General features: G+C 61.2%; 16 protein-coding genes. 10 read left to right on the forward strand and 6 right to left on the reverse strand.

What is annotated here, in order from left to right:
- Positions 1-14 precede the first annotated feature (14 nt).
- Both CAF65_RS20655 and CAF65_RS20660 read right to left on the reverse strand, forming a co-directional pair.
- Positions 15-1,505: an aldehyde dehydrogenase gene (locus CAF65_RS20655; RefSeq protein ID WP_085717949.1), complete on the reverse strand. Its 1,491-nt coding sequence runs from the start codon at positions 1,503-1,505 to the stop codon at positions 15-17.
- Positions 1,506-1,700: 195 nt separating this feature from the next.
- Complete coding sequence (locus CAF65_RS20660) at positions 1,701-3,077, reverse strand: glutamine synthetase family protein (protein ID WP_085717950.1); 1,377 nt, start codon at positions 3,075-3,077, stop codon at positions 1,701-1,703.
- Between the two features lie 283 nt (positions 3,078-3,360).
- Here CAF65_RS20660 and CAF65_RS20665 point away from each other — a divergent pair, with 283 nt between their 5' ends.
- The 5 genes from CAF65_RS20665 to CAF65_RS20685 all read left to right on the forward strand — a co-directional run bounded on the left by CAF65_RS20665 (position 3,361) and on the right by CAF65_RS20685 (position 8,600).
- Entirely contained in the window at positions 3,361-4,122 is a 762-nt protein-coding gene (locus CAF65_RS20665; RefSeq protein WP_085717951.1) for a gamma-glutamyl-gamma-aminobutyrate hydrolase family protein, read from the forward strand.
- Positions 4,123-4,399: 277 nt separating this feature from the next.
- Positions 4,400-5,542 carry a polyamine ABC transporter ATP-binding protein gene (gene potA / locus CAF65_RS20670; RefSeq protein ID WP_085717952.1) on the forward strand — a complete coding sequence of 381 codons (1,143 nt, stop codon included), beginning with the start codon at positions 4,400-4,402 and terminating at the stop codon, positions 5,540-5,542.
- On the forward strand, positions 5,539-6,453 hold the full coding sequence (locus CAF65_RS20675) for an ABC transporter permease subunit (RefSeq protein WP_085717953.1): 915 nt from the start codon (positions 5,539-5,541) through the stop codon (positions 6,451-6,453). Before potA ends, CAF65_RS20675 begins: the two co-directional genes overlap by 4 nt.
- The gene (locus tag CAF65_RS20680; RefSeq protein WP_085717954.1) at positions 6,450-7,334 is read left to right on the forward strand and encodes an ABC transporter permease subunit; all 885 of its coding nucleotides are present in this window, start codon (positions 6,450-6,452) and stop codon (positions 7,332-7,334) included. Before CAF65_RS20675 ends, CAF65_RS20680 begins: the two co-directional genes overlap by 4 nt.
- A gap of 168 nt (positions 7,335-7,502) precedes the next feature.
- On the forward strand, positions 7,503-8,600 hold the full coding sequence (locus CAF65_RS20685; RefSeq protein WP_085717955.1) for a polyamine ABC transporter substrate-binding protein: 1,098 nt from the start codon (positions 7,503-7,505) through the stop codon (positions 8,598-8,600).
- Positions 8,601-9,066: 466 nt separating this feature from the next.
- On the opposite strand, the gene thpR is transcribed toward CAF65_RS20685, so the two are convergent.
- Positions 9,067-9,609 (reverse strand): RNA 2',3'-cyclic phosphodiesterase, encoded by a 543-nt coding sequence (thpR, locus tag CAF65_RS20690; protein ID WP_085717956.1) that lies wholly within the window; start codon positions 9,607-9,609, stop codon positions 9,067-9,069.
- Positions 9,610-9,786: 177 nt separating this feature from the next.
- Here thpR and CAF65_RS20695 point away from each other — a divergent pair, with 177 nt between their 5' ends.
- Entirely contained in the window at positions 9,787-9,981 is a 195-nt protein-coding gene (locus tag CAF65_RS20695; protein WP_085717957.1) for a hypothetical protein, read from the forward strand.
- 14 nt (positions 9,982-9,995) lie between these two features.
- On the opposite strand, the gene CAF65_RS20700 is transcribed toward CAF65_RS20695, so the two are convergent.
- Positions 9,996-10,349 carry a DUF1428 domain-containing protein gene (locus tag CAF65_RS20700; protein ID WP_085717958.1) on the reverse strand — a complete coding sequence of 118 codons (354 nt, stop codon included), beginning with the start codon at positions 10,347-10,349 and terminating at the stop codon, positions 9,996-9,998.
- A gap of 17 nt (positions 10,350-10,366) precedes the next feature.
- Positions 10,367-11,434, reverse strand: coding sequence for a hypothetical protein (locus CAF65_RS20705; protein ID WP_085717959.1), 1,068 nt, complete (start codon positions 11,432-11,434; stop codon positions 10,367-10,369).
- A gap of 322 nt (positions 11,435-11,756) precedes the next feature.
- On the opposite strand from CAF65_RS20705, the gene CAF65_RS20710 reads away from it, so the two are divergent.
- On the forward strand, positions 11,757-12,017 hold the full coding sequence (locus CAF65_RS20710) for a hypothetical protein (RefSeq protein ID WP_085717960.1): 261 nt from the start codon (positions 11,757-11,759) through the stop codon (positions 12,015-12,017).
- Positions 12,018-12,055: 38 nt separating this feature from the next.
- On the opposite strand, the gene CAF65_RS20715 is transcribed toward CAF65_RS20710, so the two are convergent.
- On the reverse strand, positions 12,056-12,292 hold the full coding sequence (locus CAF65_RS20715) for a hypothetical protein (protein ID WP_085717961.1): 237 nt from the start codon (positions 12,290-12,292) through the stop codon (positions 12,056-12,058).
- A gap of 178 nt (positions 12,293-12,470) precedes the next feature.
- On the opposite strand from CAF65_RS20715, the gene CAF65_RS20720 reads away from it, so the two are divergent.
- The 3 genes from CAF65_RS20720 (at position 12,471) to glcE (ending at position 16,976) form a co-directional block, all read left to right on the forward strand.
- Complete coding sequence (locus CAF65_RS20720; RefSeq protein ID WP_085717962.1) at positions 12,471-14,234, forward strand: L-lactate permease; 1,764 nt, start codon at positions 12,471-12,473, stop codon at positions 14,232-14,234.
- A gap of 178 nt (positions 14,235-14,412) precedes the next feature.
- A complete protein-coding gene (glcD, locus tag CAF65_RS20725; protein ID WP_085717963.1) occupies positions 14,413-15,912 on the forward strand; it encodes a glycolate oxidase subunit GlcD in 1,500 nt (499 codons plus the stop codon).
- Positions 15,912-16,976: a glycolate oxidase subunit GlcE gene (gene glcE / locus CAF65_RS20730; RefSeq protein WP_085717964.1), complete on the forward strand. Its 1,065-nt coding sequence runs from the start codon at positions 15,912-15,914 to the stop codon at positions 16,974-16,976. Before glcD ends, glcE begins: the two co-directional genes overlap by 1 nt.
- The last annotated feature ends 1 nt before the right edge of the window (position 16,977 follow it).

Consider the following 16,977-nt stretch of genomic DNA (forward strand, 5'->3'; position numbering starts at 1 on the left):
GCCGTTCAAAGGTGTTAGAGCTTGATCCAGGTCGCCTTGAGTTCGGTGTATTTGTCGAACGCGTGCAGCGATTTGTCCCGACCGTTCCCCGATTGCTTGAACCCGCCGAACGGCGCGGTCATGTCACCGCCGTCATACTGGTTGACCCAGACGCTGCCGGCACGCAGGCCACGGGCGAAGGTGTGGGCCTTGCTCAGGTTGCTGGTCCATACGCCGGCGGCCAGGCCGAAGATGCTGTCATTGGCAATCGCCAGGGCTTCTTCAGCGGTGTCGAAGGTGATGACCGACAGCACCGGGCCGAAGATTTCTTCCCGGGCGATGGTCATGGCGTTACTTACGCCGTCGAAAATCGTCGGTTCCACGTACTGGCCACCGGTGTCTTCGAGGGTGCGGCTGCCACCGGCGATCAGTTGGGCGCCCTGCTGCTTGCCGACTTCGATGTAGCGCAGCACGTTGTCCAGTTGACGCTGGTCGACGACTGCGCCGACGGTGGTTGCAGGATCGAGCGCGTGCCCCGGCTTCCAGGCTTGCAGGGCTTCCACCAGCAATGGCATGAATTGCTCGCGAATCGAACGCTCCACCAGCAAGCGCGAACCAGCGGTGCAGACTTCACCCTGGTTGAAGGCGATGCCACTGGCCGCAGCCTGTGCCGCCGCGCGCAGATCCGGTGCGTCGGCAAACACCACGTTCGGGCTCTTGCCCCCCGCTTCGGCCCAAACGCGCTTCATGTTGCTTTGCCCGGCGTAGATCATCAGCTGCTTGGCGATCGCCGTGGAGCCGGTGAAGGCCAGCACGTCGACGTCCATGTGCAACGCCAGCGCCTTGCCGACGGTGTGGCCGTAGCCCGGCAGCACGTTGAACACGCCTTTCGGGATGCCCGCTTCCAGCGCCAGTTGCGCGATGCGGATCGCGGTCAGTGGCGATTTTTCCGAAGGCTTGAGGATGAACGAGTTGCCCATGGCCAGGGCCGGGGCGAATTTCCAGCTGGCCATGATCAATGGGAAGTTCCACGGCACGATGGCCGCGACCACACCGGCCGCTTCGCGCGTCACCAGACCAAGCTGATCCTGGGGTGTGGCGGCGACTTCGTCGTAGATCTTGTCGATGGCTTCGGCTGTCCAGCGGATCGCGTTGGCGGTCGCCGGAATGTCGATGCTCATGGAATCGCTGATCGGCTTGCCCATGTCGAGGGTTTCGAGCAGGGCCAGCTCTTCACGGTTTGCCAGTATCAGGTCGGCGAAACGGATCAGGACACGCTTGCGCTCGGCCGGAGCCAGGTTGGCCCAGACGCCGGATTCGAACGTGCGGCGCGCCACGGCGACCGCGGCATTGGCGTCAGCTTCGTCGGTGCTGGCGACGTTTGCCAGGAAACGACCGTCTACCGGGCTGATGCATTCGAACGTGGCGCCACTGGCGGCCGCGCAGTATTGGCCGTCAATGAATGCGCGACCTTCAATAGAGAGGGACTGGAAGCGTTGCTCCCAATCGCTGCGAGTGTTTGTCATGGTTGTGACTCGACGCAGGGGAATAGGTAGTCGGACTGATCGGTCATTCAAGGATTTGAAAGACAGTTCCCTGTGGGAGCGAGCCTGCTCGCGAAAGCGGTGTGTCAGACAACATCAATGCTGACTGAACCGCCGCCTTCGTCGGAACGCCGCCCGGAGCCGGCTCGCTCCCACAGTTGATCGGTGTGATCCGTCTTAAACGGTATGCAGGTACCAGTTGTACTCAAGGTCGGAGATGGAGTTCTCGAACTCGGCCAGCTCGCTTTCCTTGCATGCCACGAACACGTCGATATATGTCGGGTCGATGTAGCGCGCCATGACTTCGCTGTCGTCCAGTTCGCGCAGGGCATCGCGCAGGTTGTTCGGCAGGCTCTGCTCGTTCTGCTCGTAGCTGTTGCCTTCCACCGGGGCGCCCGGTTCGATCTGGTTGGTCAGGCCGTGGTGCACGCCCGCCAATACCGAAGCCATCAGCAGGTACGGGTTGGCGTCGGCACCGGCTACACGGTGCTCGATGCGCACGGCGTCCTTTGAGCCGGTGGGTACACGGACAGCCACGGTGCGGTTGTCGATGCCCCAGCTCGGCGAGTTCGGCACGTAGAACTGCGCTCCGAAACGACGATACGAGTTGACGTTCGGGCAGAGGAACGCCATCTGCGCCGGCAGGGTCTCGAGCACACCGCCGATCGCGTGACGCAGTGCGGCGTTCTGCTCGGGATCCTCGCTGGCAAAGATGTTGTTGCCTTCTTTGTCGAGAACCGAAATGTGCACGTGCAGACCGTTACCTGCCTGGCCCGGATACGGCTTGGCCATGAAGGTGGTGTCCATCTCGTGGTCGTAGGCGATGTTCTTCACCAGACGCTTGAGCAGGATCGCGTAGTCGCAGGCCTTGATCGGGTCGGCCACGTGGTGCAGGTTCACTTCGAATTGCGCCGGGGCGCTTTCCTTGACGATGGCGTCAGCCGGGATGCCCTGCTCTTTCGCGCCTTCCAGAATGTCCTGGAGGCAGTCGACGTATTCGTCGAGGTCGTCGATCAGGTACACCTGGGTCGACATCGGACGCTTGCCGGATACCGGAGAACGTGGCGATTGCGGACGACCGTTCACGTTGTCCTGGTCGATCAGGTAGAACTCCAGTTCGAACGCGGCGCAGATGGTCAGGCCCATGTCGTCGAACTTGCGCACGATATTGGCCAGCACTTCCCGCGGATCGGCGAAGAATGGCTCGCCTTCGAGTTCGTGCATGGTCATCAGCAGTTGCGCAGTCGGGCGCTTCTGCCAGGGTTCGATACTCAGGGTGCCCGGGATTGGGTAGCAGATCCGGTCAGAGTCGCCGATGTCCAGACCCAAGCCGGTGCTTTCCACCGTGGAACCGTTGATGTCCAGAGCAAACAGAGACGCCGGCAGGTTGATGCCTTTCTCGTAAACCTTATGAAGACTGGTGCGCTCGATGCGCTTGCCGCGCACCACACCGTTCATATCCGCAATCAGAAGGTCGACGTACAAAACCTCAGGATGTTTCTTAAGGAATGCGTTTGCTTCGTTGAGTTGAACGGCACGCAGAGGGACCGACATGATGCACCTATTTTTTACTGTTAATTATTATGTTCACCGCTCTTTCACGAGCCCAGTCAATCCGAAAGGCAAAGTGAAGTCAATAGCGAACACTCAGCCATTCAACGTTTATTTTCGGGCCTTTCAGAACGCCGACAGTGCCAGAAAAGCCCTCGAGCACGCATAAACCCTGAAGATCGGACGTGTGGCGTTTAGAATTTTTTACATGGGAGTTGTTAATTAAAATCAACGAGGCTAAGCTCCGGAAAAGCTCGTTCAAGTGTGAAACTTCGAGGTGATAAAAATGGCATTCAAGCCATTGATCGGCGTTACTGCGTGCGTCAAACAGATTGGCCTGCACCCCTACCACATCAGCGGCGACAAGTACTTGCGTGCTGTCAGCGTTGCTGCGCTGGGGCTGCCCGTCGTCATTCCTTCCCTGGCTGAACTGACCGAAATCGATGACCTGCTGCCGCAGCTCGACGGTCTGTTGCTGACCGGCTCGCCGTCGAACGTGGAACCCTTCCACTATCAAGGCCCCGACAGCGCCCCCGGTACGGAGCACGATCCGCAACGGGACCGCACCACCCTGCCGCTGATCCGCGCAGCCATCGCTGCCGGCGTTCCGGTCCTCGGCATCTGCCGGGGTTTCCAGGAAATGAACGTGGCGTTTGGTGGCAGCCTGCATCAGAAAGTCCATGAACTCCCAGGCTTGCTTGATCACCGCGAAGCCAATCACCCGGATCTGGCCGTGCAATACGCGCCGGCCCATGCGGTGAATGTGCAGCCCGGTGGCGTGTTCGAAGCGCTGGACCTGCCGGCGGTGTTCCAGGTCAACTCGATTCACAGCCAGGGCATCGACCGCCTGGCGCCCGGCCTGCGCGCCGAAGCCGTCGCACCCGATGGCCTGATCGAGGCGGTGTCGGTGGAGAACAGCAAGGCCTTCGCCCTCGGCGTGCAATGGCACCCGGAATGGCAGGTCCTGAACAACCCTCCTTATTTGAGTATTTTCCAGGCGTTCGGCGAAGCCTGCCGGCAACGGGCGGTGCTGCGTCACTCGCGCTGACGTAAAAACACGAACAAACGATTTTCTGCCCCCGTGGGTCAGGCGGGCGTGCCTTTGCGCGTCCGTCACCCGCGACAACAACACACTGCAATAACAACAAGTACGAAAGGCAGCCAGGATGGCGGCGCCGAATAAACCCGAGCGGTACGGGTGAGCTCGATCAGGTAAACGCTCCCACAGGGTCTGCGTTCTGACCGAAGTCTCCGATACGGGTTTGCAATCCACTATTAAGCCAGGCCGTGTTGGCCTGGCGACTGAAACCTGTTGGGAGTTTCACATGGCAAACGCCTCCAGCATTTACAGGAAGGCAATTGAAGGTCACCAGGCACCGAAAAAGGTGTTGGTGAAAGTCGATCGCGTCACCAAGAAATTCGACGAAACCACCGCAGTGGACGATGTGTCCCTGGAAATCCACCAAGGTGAAATCTTCGCCCTGCTCGGCGGTTCCGGCTCCGGCAAATCGACCCTGCTGCGCATGCTCGCCGGTTTCGAGCGCCCGACCGAAGGGCGGATTCTGCTCGACGGTGTCGACATCACCGACATGCCGCCGTACGAACGACCGATCAACATGATGTTCCAGTCCTACGCGCTGTTCCCGCACATGACGGTCGCGCAGAACATTGCCTTCGGCCTCAAGCAGGACCGTTTGCCAGCGGACGAAATCGAAGCCCGCGTGCAGGAAATGCTGCGCCTGGTGCACATGACCCAGTACGCCAAGCGCAAGCCGCACCAACTGTCCGGCGGCCAGCGTCAGCGCGTGGCCCTGGCCCGTTCCCTGGCCAAGCGACCGAAGCTGCTGCTGCTCGACGAGCCAATGGGCGCCCTGGACAAGAAGCTGCGCTCGCAAATGCAGCTGGAGCTGGTGGAGATCATCGAGCGCGTGGGCGTGACCTGCGTGATGGTGACCCACGACCAGGAAGAGGCCATGACCATGGCCCAGCGCATCGCGATCATGCACCTGGGCTGGATCGCCCAGATCGGCAGCCCGGTCGACATCTATGAAGCCCCCGTCAGCCGCATGGTCTGCGAATTCATCGGCAGCGTGAACGCCTTCGAAGGCACCGTGGTCGAAGACCTGGAAGGTCACGCGATCATCCACAGCCCGGACCTGGAGCAGAAGATCTACGTCGGCCACGGCGTCAGCACGTCGGTGCAGGACAAATCGGTCACCTACGCGATCCGCCCGGAAAAACTGCTGGTCAGCACCCTCAAGCCCGAGAACCGCTACAACTGGTCCAGCGGCAAGGTGCATGACATCGCCTACCTCGGCGGCCACTCGGTGTTCTACGTCGAGCTGCCTGGCGGCAAGATCGTCCAGTCGTTCATGGCCAACGCCGAACGCCGTGGCGCGCGTCCGACCTGGGACGATCAGGTCTACGTGTGGTGGGAAGACGACAGCGGCGTGGTACTGCGCGCATGAAAACCTTCAATCAGCAATTTCTCAGATTGGTTCCCAGCGGGCGCAAGTTCGTCATCGGGATTCCGTTCCTGTGGCTGTGTCTGTTCTTCCTGTTGCCGTTCTTCCTGGTGATGAAGATCAGCTTCTCGGAAGCGGCCCTGGCCATTCCGCCCTACTCGGAGATCTACACTTACGCCGAGCAGAAATTCCAGCTGTTGCTCAACATCGGCAACTATTCCCTGCTGGGCGAAGATGAGCTGTATCTCTCCGCCTACCTGGGTTCGTTGAAGGTCGCGCTGTTCAGCACCCTGATGTGCCTGGTGATCGGCTTCCCGATGGCCTACGCCATCACCAAGGCCAGCAAGGAAGCGCAGAACGTCCTGATGCTGCTGATCATGATGCCGACCTGGACCGCGATCCTGATCCGCGTCTACGCGTGGATGGGCATCCTCAGCAACAACGGTCTGCTCAACGCATTCCTGATGTGGACCGGCCTGACGTCGCACCCGATCGAGATCCTCAACACCAACACCGCCGTTTACATCGGCGTGGTGTATGCGTACCTGCCGTTCATGGTGCTGCCGCTGTACGCCAACCTGGTCAAGCATGACCCGAGTCTGCTGGAAGCCGCATCGGATCTGGGTTCGAGCACCTTCAACAGCTTCTGGAAAATCACCGTGCCGTTGGCCAGGAACGGCATCATCGCCGGCTGCATGCTGGTGTTCATCCCGGTGGTCGGTGAGTTCGTGATTCCGGAACTGCTCGGCGGTCCGGAAACCCTGATGATCGGCCGTGTGTTGTGGCAAGAGTTCTTCAACAACCGCGACTGGCCGGTGGCGTCTGCCCTGGCGGTGGTGATGCTGTTGATCCTGATTGTGCCGATTCTGCTGTTCAACCGCAGCCAGGCCAAAGAGATGGAGGCACGGGGATGAAACGCTTCGGATTTTCAAAGTTCATGCTGATTTTCGGCCTGTCGTTTATCTACCTGCCGATGCTGATTCTGGTGATCTACTCGTTCAACGCCTCGAAGCTGGTAACGGTGTGGGGCGGTTGGTCGATCAAGTGGTACGTCGGCCTGCTCGACAACTCGCAACTGATGGGCTCGGTGGTGCGCTCGCTGGAAATCGCCTGCTACACGGCGGTGGCGGCGGTGGCACTGGGTACATTGGCTGCGTTCGTGCTGACGCGCATCACCCGCTTCAAGGGCCGCACCCTGTTCGGTGGCCTGGTGACTGCGCCGCTGGTAATGCCTGAGGTGATCACCGGTCTGTCGCTGTTGCTGCTGTTCGTGGCCATGGCGCAGTTGATCGGCTGGCCGCAGGAACGCGGCATCGTCACCATCTGGATCGCCCACACCACGTTTTGTGCGGCCTACGTGGCGGTGGTGGTCTCCGCCCGCCTTCGCGAGCTGGACCTGTCCATCGAAGAAGCGGCCATGGACCTGGGTGCGAAGCCGTTCAAGGTGTTTTTCCTGATCACCATCCCGATGATCGCGCCGTCACTGGCGGCCGGCGGCATGATGTCATTCGCTCTGTCGCTGGATGACCTGGTGCTGGCGAGCTTCGTGTCCGGCCCGGGTTCCACGACCCTGCCGATGGAAGTGTTCTCGGCGGTGCGTCTGGGCGTGAAGCCCGAGATCAACGCCGTGGCCAGCCTGATTCTGCTGGCGGTGTCGATCGTGACCTTCATGGTCTGGTTCTTCAGCCGTCGTGCCGAAGAGAGCCGCAAGCGTGCGATCCAGGAAGCCATGGACCAGACCGCCAGCGAATCCTGGCAACAACCGAAAAAGCAAATGGCAGAAGCGACGGCCTGAGGCCACCCCTGTAGGAGCGAGCTTGCTCGCGATGGACGTCAACGAAGGCGTGGGCTATCTGAATGAACGCGTCGTCCTTGAGTTTTCGCGAGCAGGCTCGCTCCTACAAGGAGCGTGAAAGCTTATTTACTGCGTGATTTGAATAAGAAAAGAAATGGAGTTGTACCGATGAAAATGTTTGGCAGGACTCTGCTGACACTGTCCTTATTGGGCGCAATCGCCACTGGCGCCCAGGCCAATGACAAGGTTCTGCGCGTCTACAACTGGTCGGATTACATTGGCCCGGATACCGTCAGGAAGTTCGAAGACGAGACCGGCATCCAGGTGACCTATGATGTGTTCGACAGCAACGAAACCCTTGAAGCACGCCTGCTGGCGGGCAAATCCGGCTACGACATCGTCGTGCCATCCAACAGTTTCCTGGCCAAGCAGATCAAGGCCGGCGTCTACCAGACGCTGGACAAGTCGAAGCTTGCGAACTGGAAAAACCTCAACCCGGTGCTGCTGAAGAACGCCTCCGCGAGCGATCCTGAAAACGCCCACGCGATCCCGTACATGTGGGGTTCGATCGGCATCGGCTTCAACCCGCAGAAGGTCAGGGAAGTACTCGGCAGCAACGCCCCGACCAACTCCTGGGACCTGCTGTTCAAACCGGAAAACGCCGAGAAGCTAAAAGCCTGCGGCATCAGCTTCCTCGACTCGCCGACAGAAATGATCCCGACCGCCCTGCACTACCTGGGCTACCCGGTGAACGATCAGAATAAACAGCACATCGCCGAAGCCGAGGCGCTGTTCATGAAGATTCGCCCGAACGTGGCGTACTTCCACTCGTCGAAATACATCTCGGACCTGGCCAACGGCAACATCTGCGTGGCCGTGGGTTACTCCGGCGACGTGCTGCAGGCCAAGGCCCGCGCCCAGGAAGCCGGGGACAAGGTGAAGATCGACTACAGCATCCCGAAAGAAGGCGCCGCCAGTTTCTACGACATGCTCGCCATCCCCCGCGATGCCGCCAACGTCGAGAACGCCTACCTGTTCATGAACTTCCTGATGCGCCCCGACGTGATCGCCGACGTCACCAACAACATCGGCTACAGCAACGCTAACGCGGCGGCCACGCCGTTGGTCGATGAAGCGATCCGCAACGATCCGGGCTCCTACCCGCCGGAAGCGGTAATGGCCACGCTCTATGCCGTGCCGGACCAGCCGATCGCCATCCAGCGGATCATGACCCGTGGCTGGACCAAGGTGAAACTCGGCCAGTAATCCAGAACACCGCCGATCAAGTGTGGGAGCGGGCTTGCTCGCGAAGAGGCCATCAGATTCAACATCAATGCTGGCTGACACACCGCTTTCGCGAGCAAGCCCGCTCCCACATTAGATAGTGAGTGCTTCAACCTTTTCCGTTCACGCAGCGCCTTACCACCGCTGCCTCTCCTGCAGTAGAACGGCCTCACCTGGGCTCCCTCGGTCAAGGTGAAGTTTGGCGCCCTCGGGCGCCTTTTTTATGGTTCATCACGGATTACCGGGGAAGATTGGCGTTGGCGTTGGCGTTGGCGTTGGTTTTGTGAGTTGTGAGTTGTGAGTTGTGAGTTGTGAGTTGTGAGTTGTGAGTTGTGAGCTTATCCATTTGCCGAGGTGATTCAGCGCCACACTGGCAAATGGATAAGCTCGCAGCACTCACAGCTACAGAGCAAAAAAACTTTCCCGACAATCCGAGAAGAACCTTTTTTTATTGGGGATCAATCAAAGGCCATTGGGCCAGCGCCCGATAGCGGCCCTTGTGGGATTCGAACAGGACGAACCGGTCGGCACGCAGGAAGAATTGCGGCGCGGTCGCGGACTCCGGCACCGGCGCCCGATACTGCCGCGCCAGGGTCAGGTGCGGACGGTATTCCCTGGGGGCTTCCTCCAGACCGAACGGCAACATCGCCTGTTCCAGCGCATACACCAATCGCAGCAATGCCGGGGGCGCCTGCTCCGGCGCGAGCACCAGCGCCCCTGCCCTGCGCCACACATCCAGCCGGTCCAGCACCACCGTCAAGCGCTCGCCAGGTGTGCGGATGGACGCCGCTGCGGTGCAGATGTCGGCAATCTGCGCCACACCCACCGCCCCCAGAAACTTCAGCGTCAGGTGAAAGTTTTCCGCCGGCACCGGCCGCCCGTTGCGCAGTTGCAGCGCACTGCGCCACTGGGCGATGTCCCGGCGCTGGGCAGGAGCGCAATCGAGCGCAAAGAACAGACGCTTGAACGGTTCGCGGGACTCTTCGTTCATGCCGGACACCTCTTGGGAAGACTGCCTGAGTGTACTCAACCCTTGCGTACCGGCCAGCGCATTTCTGGCACCGTCCGGCAGGCGCGTTATAGTTCCAGGGAGCGTTTTCAATTGGTTTTCACGCCGCGAAAACCAATTGAGAACGCCCCCTAGCATCCCGAGAAAGCGGAGGGGGCCATGCGACAGATCCTCAGCAAAGAGCCATGGTGGGCCAGACCGCCCGAGCCAGGTCAGGATGAACTCAAGCTGGAATGGGGCTGGCTGGTGCATTACAGCGAAGGTGAGCCGCGCTTCGAGTTCATCCACGAGCGGCCGACGGACGAGGAAATCCGGCAGCGCAAGAGTTGCAGGATCACCCCGACGCCGGAGTGATCCCGCGTGCAGCGTCAGGCCTGGAGGAGCACTTCGAACCCGCCGTAGACCATGCGCTGGCCATCGAAGGGCATTGGATTGACGTCCGGTTTCATGCGCGGGTCCTGCATCATCCTGCCCATTCCGGCATTGCGGGTGGCCTTGTCAGGCCAAATGATCCAGCCAAAGGCAACGGTTTCGCCTTCCTTGAGCTTCACCGACATTGGAAACGAGGTGACCTTGCCTTCCGGGACATCCTCGCCCCAGCATTCGACCACGTTCAAGGCACCGTTTTCCTTGAAGACCAAGGCGGCGACTTTGGCGTGCATGATGTATTGCTCACGGTTGGCGGTGGGTACGGCAGCGATAAAACCATCGACGTAAGACATGAGTGTTTCTCCTGGGGTCATGGGGTGTTCTGCCGGGTAGTCGCTTGCGCCGGCGTCCGATCGACAGTGCCGGTGCCCAAACCGACCGGCGGTGTAGTGCGGTCCGCCAGGCTGCCTTCGATCTGCGCCGCCATGTACAGCGTGGCGGCCATGACGCCGCTGGTCGGGCTCTGCACCAGTTTGGTCCAGGCCTTGTCGAAGGTATTGCCCAGGCTACGGCGAATCAGCGCCTCGCTATCGGGCCGGTCAAAGGCCTGGATGAATGCGCGAATGCCAGCCACCCCTAGCGTGATCAAGCCACCGGCCAGTTTCCCCGTCGCTGCGGCCACGGCGCTGGCGGCCCCGCGCGGGGCCATCTCGGCTTCCATGCGCCGGCTGGCGCGCCTGGCCACCGGCGCCATCGCGGTGTCGGTCGAGCCCACCCCCTTGTCGCCACCGGCCTTATGGACTTTGTCGATCAGCGCGGCGAAGGCCGGCAAGGAGTTCAGCGGTTCGGTATGCGCGACCTGGTACAACGAGGCGTCCCTCGTCGGCGGAGGCCCGAGGGCGATGGCCGGGACTTTCTGGATGCGCCCGTTGAGCTGGGCCATCGGCACGCCGTGGCGGTTGGAGATTTTCTGCAGCTCTTCCTTGAGGATATCGACATAGAACGCCGCTGCCAGGCCGAGAATCGCATCGGGATCGACTTCCACGGCCGCCGGGGCCAGGACCTTCTCCTGATAGGCTTCGAGCAGGTACGCCGCCAGGTGTTTTTCCACGACGTCCTGCTCACCCTTGGCGCTGATGGTGTACCAGCTGACCTTCATCGACAGCCATTCCTGGGTCCAGTAACTGCTGAACCACGGAATGAAATTCTGTTCGGTCAATTCATAGACCCGTGTGCGCCAGTATTCCATGGCGCCGCGGGCGTAGATTTTGGTCTCCTCGGTCGCCGCCTGCGACGCGGCGACGATCTCCCGGTCCACTTGTTGCCAGGTGCTGGCAGGAATAACGATGACCGGTGCCACTTCCACTGGTGCGCGCACAGGCGTAGCACACCCCGCCAACACCACCAGCACGGCAATGATCAGCGAACGCAGGTTCAAGATGGCGGCTTCCTGGAGTTTGCACCGGGCGAAATACCCGACACGCGTAACCCACGGTTTAAGTATAGGTGGCGGTGCTCCCGAAGCCGCCTTCGCGGACCCGCATCAACAGCACAAAAACCACCATCACTTGCGTCGATAATCACCATCGCCGCGATTGCCTTCCGCTTGATGGCCGTCAGCGTAGGATCGATCCCAAGCCAACACGAAACCCCGAATCGGAGGGGAACATCATGCTGATCCATCTGCTGACCTGCCTGGCCCTGACGGCGCTCACATTGGGTGTGTTTTCCTGGTACGTCCTGAGCGAGGAGCAAACGTCATGATTCACACCGTCACCCTCGCCGTGCATTTTCCGGTGTTCGGCAACAATTTCTACGCGCAGGAATTCGAGTCACGTAAAGAGTTGACTCTGATGTTCGACAAAAATTTCGAGGCGTTGCTGATTCCGGCAGCCGATCATCACTTCAGCAACGAAGTGGTCGGGCTCAATGATCAGTTCCGTTTTTTGAATGACGTGCTGGTCGAGCATCTACTGGATGTCGAGCTGGCAAAAGGCTTGGCTCGTTCGTTCGGGTTCTGACGGCGACCGTCGGTCGCCCGGGTACGGACGGGAACCGCTCACAACGTTCGCTGGCTGTTGCCAATCCCCTTGGCAATATCGATCCCCCAATCCATCGCCGCCTCCATGTCCATCATGTGCGGCCGTGGATCGTGGTTCTCATTGATGACGGTGCCGTCCGGCCAATAGACACCAATGAACATGCCCAATGACCCGTCCTTCAAGATCTCGGCCTTGACTTCAATCCGGCATCCGTTCGACAGCGTTTCCTTGTGAATCTCATGGCGCTCAGTCATTGCTGCTTTCCTCTCGCCTATGGATTGCGAGCCTATCGGCAATGCTAGCTCAGCCCCCGCAAATGCGTAGACCCGCTGGACCGGAGGCCTGCCCTGGCAACGGCGCAAGGCCACCTATACTCAAGACCACCTCCCCCCAGGGGATCTGCACGTCCAACAATAAAAGCAGAGGTGGAACATGGTCTGGCAGCAAGTCTACGATCCGTTCGGCAACCCGGTGCTGTCAACGCTCATGGCCGCCATACCGGTGGTGGTGATGCTGGCGTCCCTCGCGTTTTTCCATGTCAAGGCGCACCTGGCGGCGTTGCTCGCCCTGGCCTCGGCCTTGCTGATCGCGATCTTCGCCTTCGGCATGCCGGCGAACATGGCAGGCTCCGCAGCGCTGTTCGGTGCAGCCAACGGTTTGCTGCCAATTGGCTGGATTGTGTTGAACATCATCTTCCTGCACCGCCTGACCACCGAGAACGGCTCGTTCAAGGTGCTGCAAGACTCCCTGGCACGCATCACCGATGACCGGCGCCTGCAATTGCTCCTGATCGCCTTCTGCTTCGGTGCGTTTTTCGAAGGTGCGGCCGGTTTCGGTACGCCGGTGGCAGTGACTGGCGCGATTCTGATCGGGCTGGGATTTTCGCCGCTCGCCGCTTCAGGGCTGGCGCTGATCGCCAACACCGCCCCCGTGGCGTTCGGCGCCCTCGGCACGCCGATCATCACCCTGGCCAAGGTCACCGGGCTGGATGAAATGGAGCTGTCGATGATGGTCGGCCGGCAGTTGCCTTTCTTCTCGGTGCTGGTGCCGTTCTGGCTGATCTGGGCCTTTGCCGGCTGGCGCAAGATGCTGGAAATCTGGCCGGCGATCCTGGTGACCGGGGTCAGTTTTGCCGTGCCGCAGTTCCTGGTGTCCAACTATCACGGACCAATGCTGGTGGATGTGATTGCCGCACTGATTTCCATGGCCTGCCTGGCCGGGTTCCTCAGGGTGTGGAAACCGGCCACGGTACACACTTCCGCCGCCCTGTCCGGCCGGGTCGACAACTCGAAGATCGATGCCGAGCACGACGAAAAGCCTGTACCGACTGCAACCTTTGCCAATGAGGCAAAGCCGGCAGTGATGCGTGCGTGGATGCCGTGGATCATCCTCACGATCTTCGTGTTCATCTGGGGCACCCAGGGCTTCAAGAACACCTTCGACACCCGCCTCGCCATCGACCCGCAAACCAGCGCCGCCAAACTCGACCCCCAGGGCAAACCGCTGCGCGAGGCGAACCCGGTGTTTGCGCCGGTCGTGACCTTCACCACCCTGCACCTGCAGGTCGAGAAAGTCCCACCCGTGGTGCCCGCGCCGAAAACCGAAGAAGCGGTGTACAAGTTCACCTGGTTCACCGCGACCGGCAGCGGCATTCTGCTGGCGGCGATTGTCGGCGGCTTGCTGATGGGTTACTCGATCCCGCAACTGATCCACCAGTACCTGCGCACCCTGTGGGTTGTGCGTTTCTCGCTGATCACCATTGCGGCAATGCTTGCCCTGGGCTTCCTCACGCGCTACTCCGGCCTGGACGCAACCATGGGCCTGGCCTTCGCCGCGACGGGCATCTTCTATCCGATGTTCGGCACCCTGCTCGGCTGGCTCGGCGTGGCGTTGACCGGCTCGGACACGGCGTCCAACGTGCTGTTCGGCGGCTTGCAACGGGTGACGTCCGAGCAGTTGGGCATCAGCCCGGTGCTGATGGCCGCCGCCAACAGCTCCGGCGGGGTCATGGGCAAGATGGTCGACGCCCAGTCGATCGTGGTCGCCTCCACCGCCACCCGCTGGTACGGCCATGAAGGGGAAATCCTGCGCTACGTGTTCTTCCACTCAATCGTGCTGGCGATTCTGGTCGGTGGACTGGTGACGTTGCAGGCCTACGTCGCGCCGTTCAGCCATATGGTGGTAGGCGGGCATTGAGTCTGCGCGCCCTGCTTACAACGCTTGCAACGCCCGGGCCCAGTCGCCCGTGCGTTGGCATTTTCCGCGCACATTCATCGAATGAATGCCCGCTTCAGGCTGACAAATACCCCATGGACAGTCGGCTGCATCAGGCCAATGATGAAGGTCTGTGGCCTCCAGCGAGAATCGTCACCCCATGAACATTCTCTACGATGAACGCGTTGACGGCGCCCTGCCCGACGTCGACAAAGAGGCGCTGTTGCACGCCCTGAAAACCCGCTTGCCGAATCTGGAAATCCTCCATCAGCAGGAGGAACTCAAGCCCTACGAATGCGACGGGCTCTCGGCCTATCGCACCACCCCGATGCTGGTGGTGCTGCCCCGATACATCGACGAAGTGCAAGGGGTACTGCGCGTCTGCCATGAACGGCACGTCCCCGTCGTGGCCCGTGGCGCGGGCACCGGTTTGTCCGGTGGCGCCTTGCCTTTGGAGAAAGGCGTGCTGCTGGTGATGGCGCGCTTCAACAACATCCTGCACATCGACCCCGCCGCCCGTACTGCGCGGGTTCAGCCCGGCGTACGCAATCTGGCGATTTCCCAGGCGGCGGCACCGTTCGGCCTGTATTACGCGCCGGATCCGTCCTCGCAAATCGCCTGCTCCATCGGCGGCAACGTGGCGGAAAATGCCGGTGGCGTACACTGCCTGAAGTACGGCCTGACCGTGCACAACGTGCTGAAGGTCGACATCCTCACCGTCGATGGCGAGCACCTGAGCCTGGGCTCCAACGCCCTCGATGCCCCCGGTTTCGACCTGCTGGCGCTGTTCACCGGCTCCGAAGGCCTGCTCGGGGTCATCACCGAAGTCACGGTCAAGCTGCTGCCCAAACCGCAGACCGCCAAAGTGCTGCTGGCAGCATTCGACTCCGTGGAAAAAGCCGGCCGTGCCGTCGGCGACATCATCGCCGCCGGCATCATCCCCGGTGGCCTGGAAATGATGGACAACCTGGCCATCCGCGCCGCCGAGGACTTCATCCACGCCGGTTATCCGGTGGACGCCCAGGCCATTCTGCTGTGCGAGCTCGATGGTGTCGAAGCCGATGTCCAGGATGACTGCGAGCGGGTGCGCCAGGTACTGCAACAGGCCGGCGCAATCGAGTTGCGTCAGGCGAAAGACGAAGCCGAACGCGTACGTTTCTGGGCCGGGCGCAAGAATGCCTTCCCGGCAGTGGGCCGCCTCTCGCCGGACTATTACTGCATGGACGGCACCATCCCCCGTCGCGAACTGCCCGGCGTGCTGCAGGCCATCGCCGAGCTCTCGAACGAATACGGCCTGCGGGTGGCGAACGTGTTCCACGCCGGCGACGGCAACATGCATCCGTTGATTCTGTTCGACGCCAATCAACCCGGTGAACTTGCTCGAGCCGAAGACCTGGGCGGCAGGATTCTGGAGCTGTGCGTGAAAGTCGGTGGCAGCATCACCGGTGAACATGGCGTGGGTCGCGAGAAGATCAACCAGATGTGCGCGCAGTTCAACAGCGATGAGCTGACCCTGTTCCATGCCATCAAAGCCGCCTTCGACCCGAGCGGCCTGCTCAACCCCGGCAAGAACATTCCGACCCTGCACCGCTGCGCCGAATTCGGTGCCATGCACGTGCACGGCGGGCAATTGCCCTTCCCTGAGCTGGAGCGTTTCTGATGCGCAGCCCTGAAGAGTTCGATGACAGCCAGTCGCTGCTGGAACAGGTCAACCGGGCGCTGGAAAACGCCACGCCGTTACGCATCCAGGGATCCAACAGCAAGGGCTTCCTCGGCCGTACCACGGCCGGGGAAATACTCGATACCCGCTCGCACCGGGGCATCGTCAGTTACGACCCGACCGAACTGGTGATCACAGCTCGTTGCGGTACGCCGTTGGCGCAGCTGGAACAAGTGCTGGATGCCGCGCAACAGATGCTGCCCTGCGAACCGCCGGCCTTTGGCGACAGTGCCACGGTCGGCGGCATGATCGCCTGCGGGCTGTCCGGGCCACGGCGCCCTTGGGCTGGCTCGGTGCGCGATTTCGTACTCGGCACGCGGGTCATCACAGGGCAAGGCAAGCTGTTGCGCTTCGGTGGCGAGGTGATGAAAAACGTCGCCGGCTACGACCTGTCGCGCCTGATGGCCGGCAGTTACGGCTGCCTTGGACTGATCGCTGAAGTCTCGCTCAAAGTCCTGCCCAAACCCCGGCAGTGCCTCAGTATCAGCCTGGAAATGGACACCTCACAGGCCTTGCTCCGCCTGGCGGAATGGGGCCAGCAGCCGTTGCCGATCAGTGCCGCCTGTCACGACGGTTCACGCCTGCACCTGCGGCTCGAGGGCGGTGAAGGTTCGGTGGCGGCGGCCCATGATCGCCTCGGTGGCGAACGGCTGGACGCTTCATACTGGGACGATCTGAACGAGCAGCGCTTGAGTTTCTTCGATGAAGACCAGCCGCTTTGGCGCCTTTCACTGCCGCACAACACGCCAAGCCTGACACTGCCGGGCCGCCAGCTGGTCGACTGGGGGGGCGCCCAGCGCTGGTTGAAATCCGATGCCGAGGCAGCGTTCATCCGCCAGGTCGTCGAAGAGGTCGGCGGCCATGCCACCTGTTTCAGCCACGGTCTGACTGACACTCCGTTCCAGCCGCTAGCCCCGGCACTGATGCGTTATCACCGCAACCTGAAACAACAGCTCGATCCACGGGGCATCTTCAACCCCGGACGCCTGTACGCGGAGCTTTGAA

The organism is Pseudomonas sp. B28(2017), assembly GCF_002113025.1.
In the GTDB taxonomy this organism is placed as follows: domain Bacteria; phylum Pseudomonadota; class Gammaproteobacteria; order Pseudomonadales; family Pseudomonadaceae; genus Aquipseudomonas.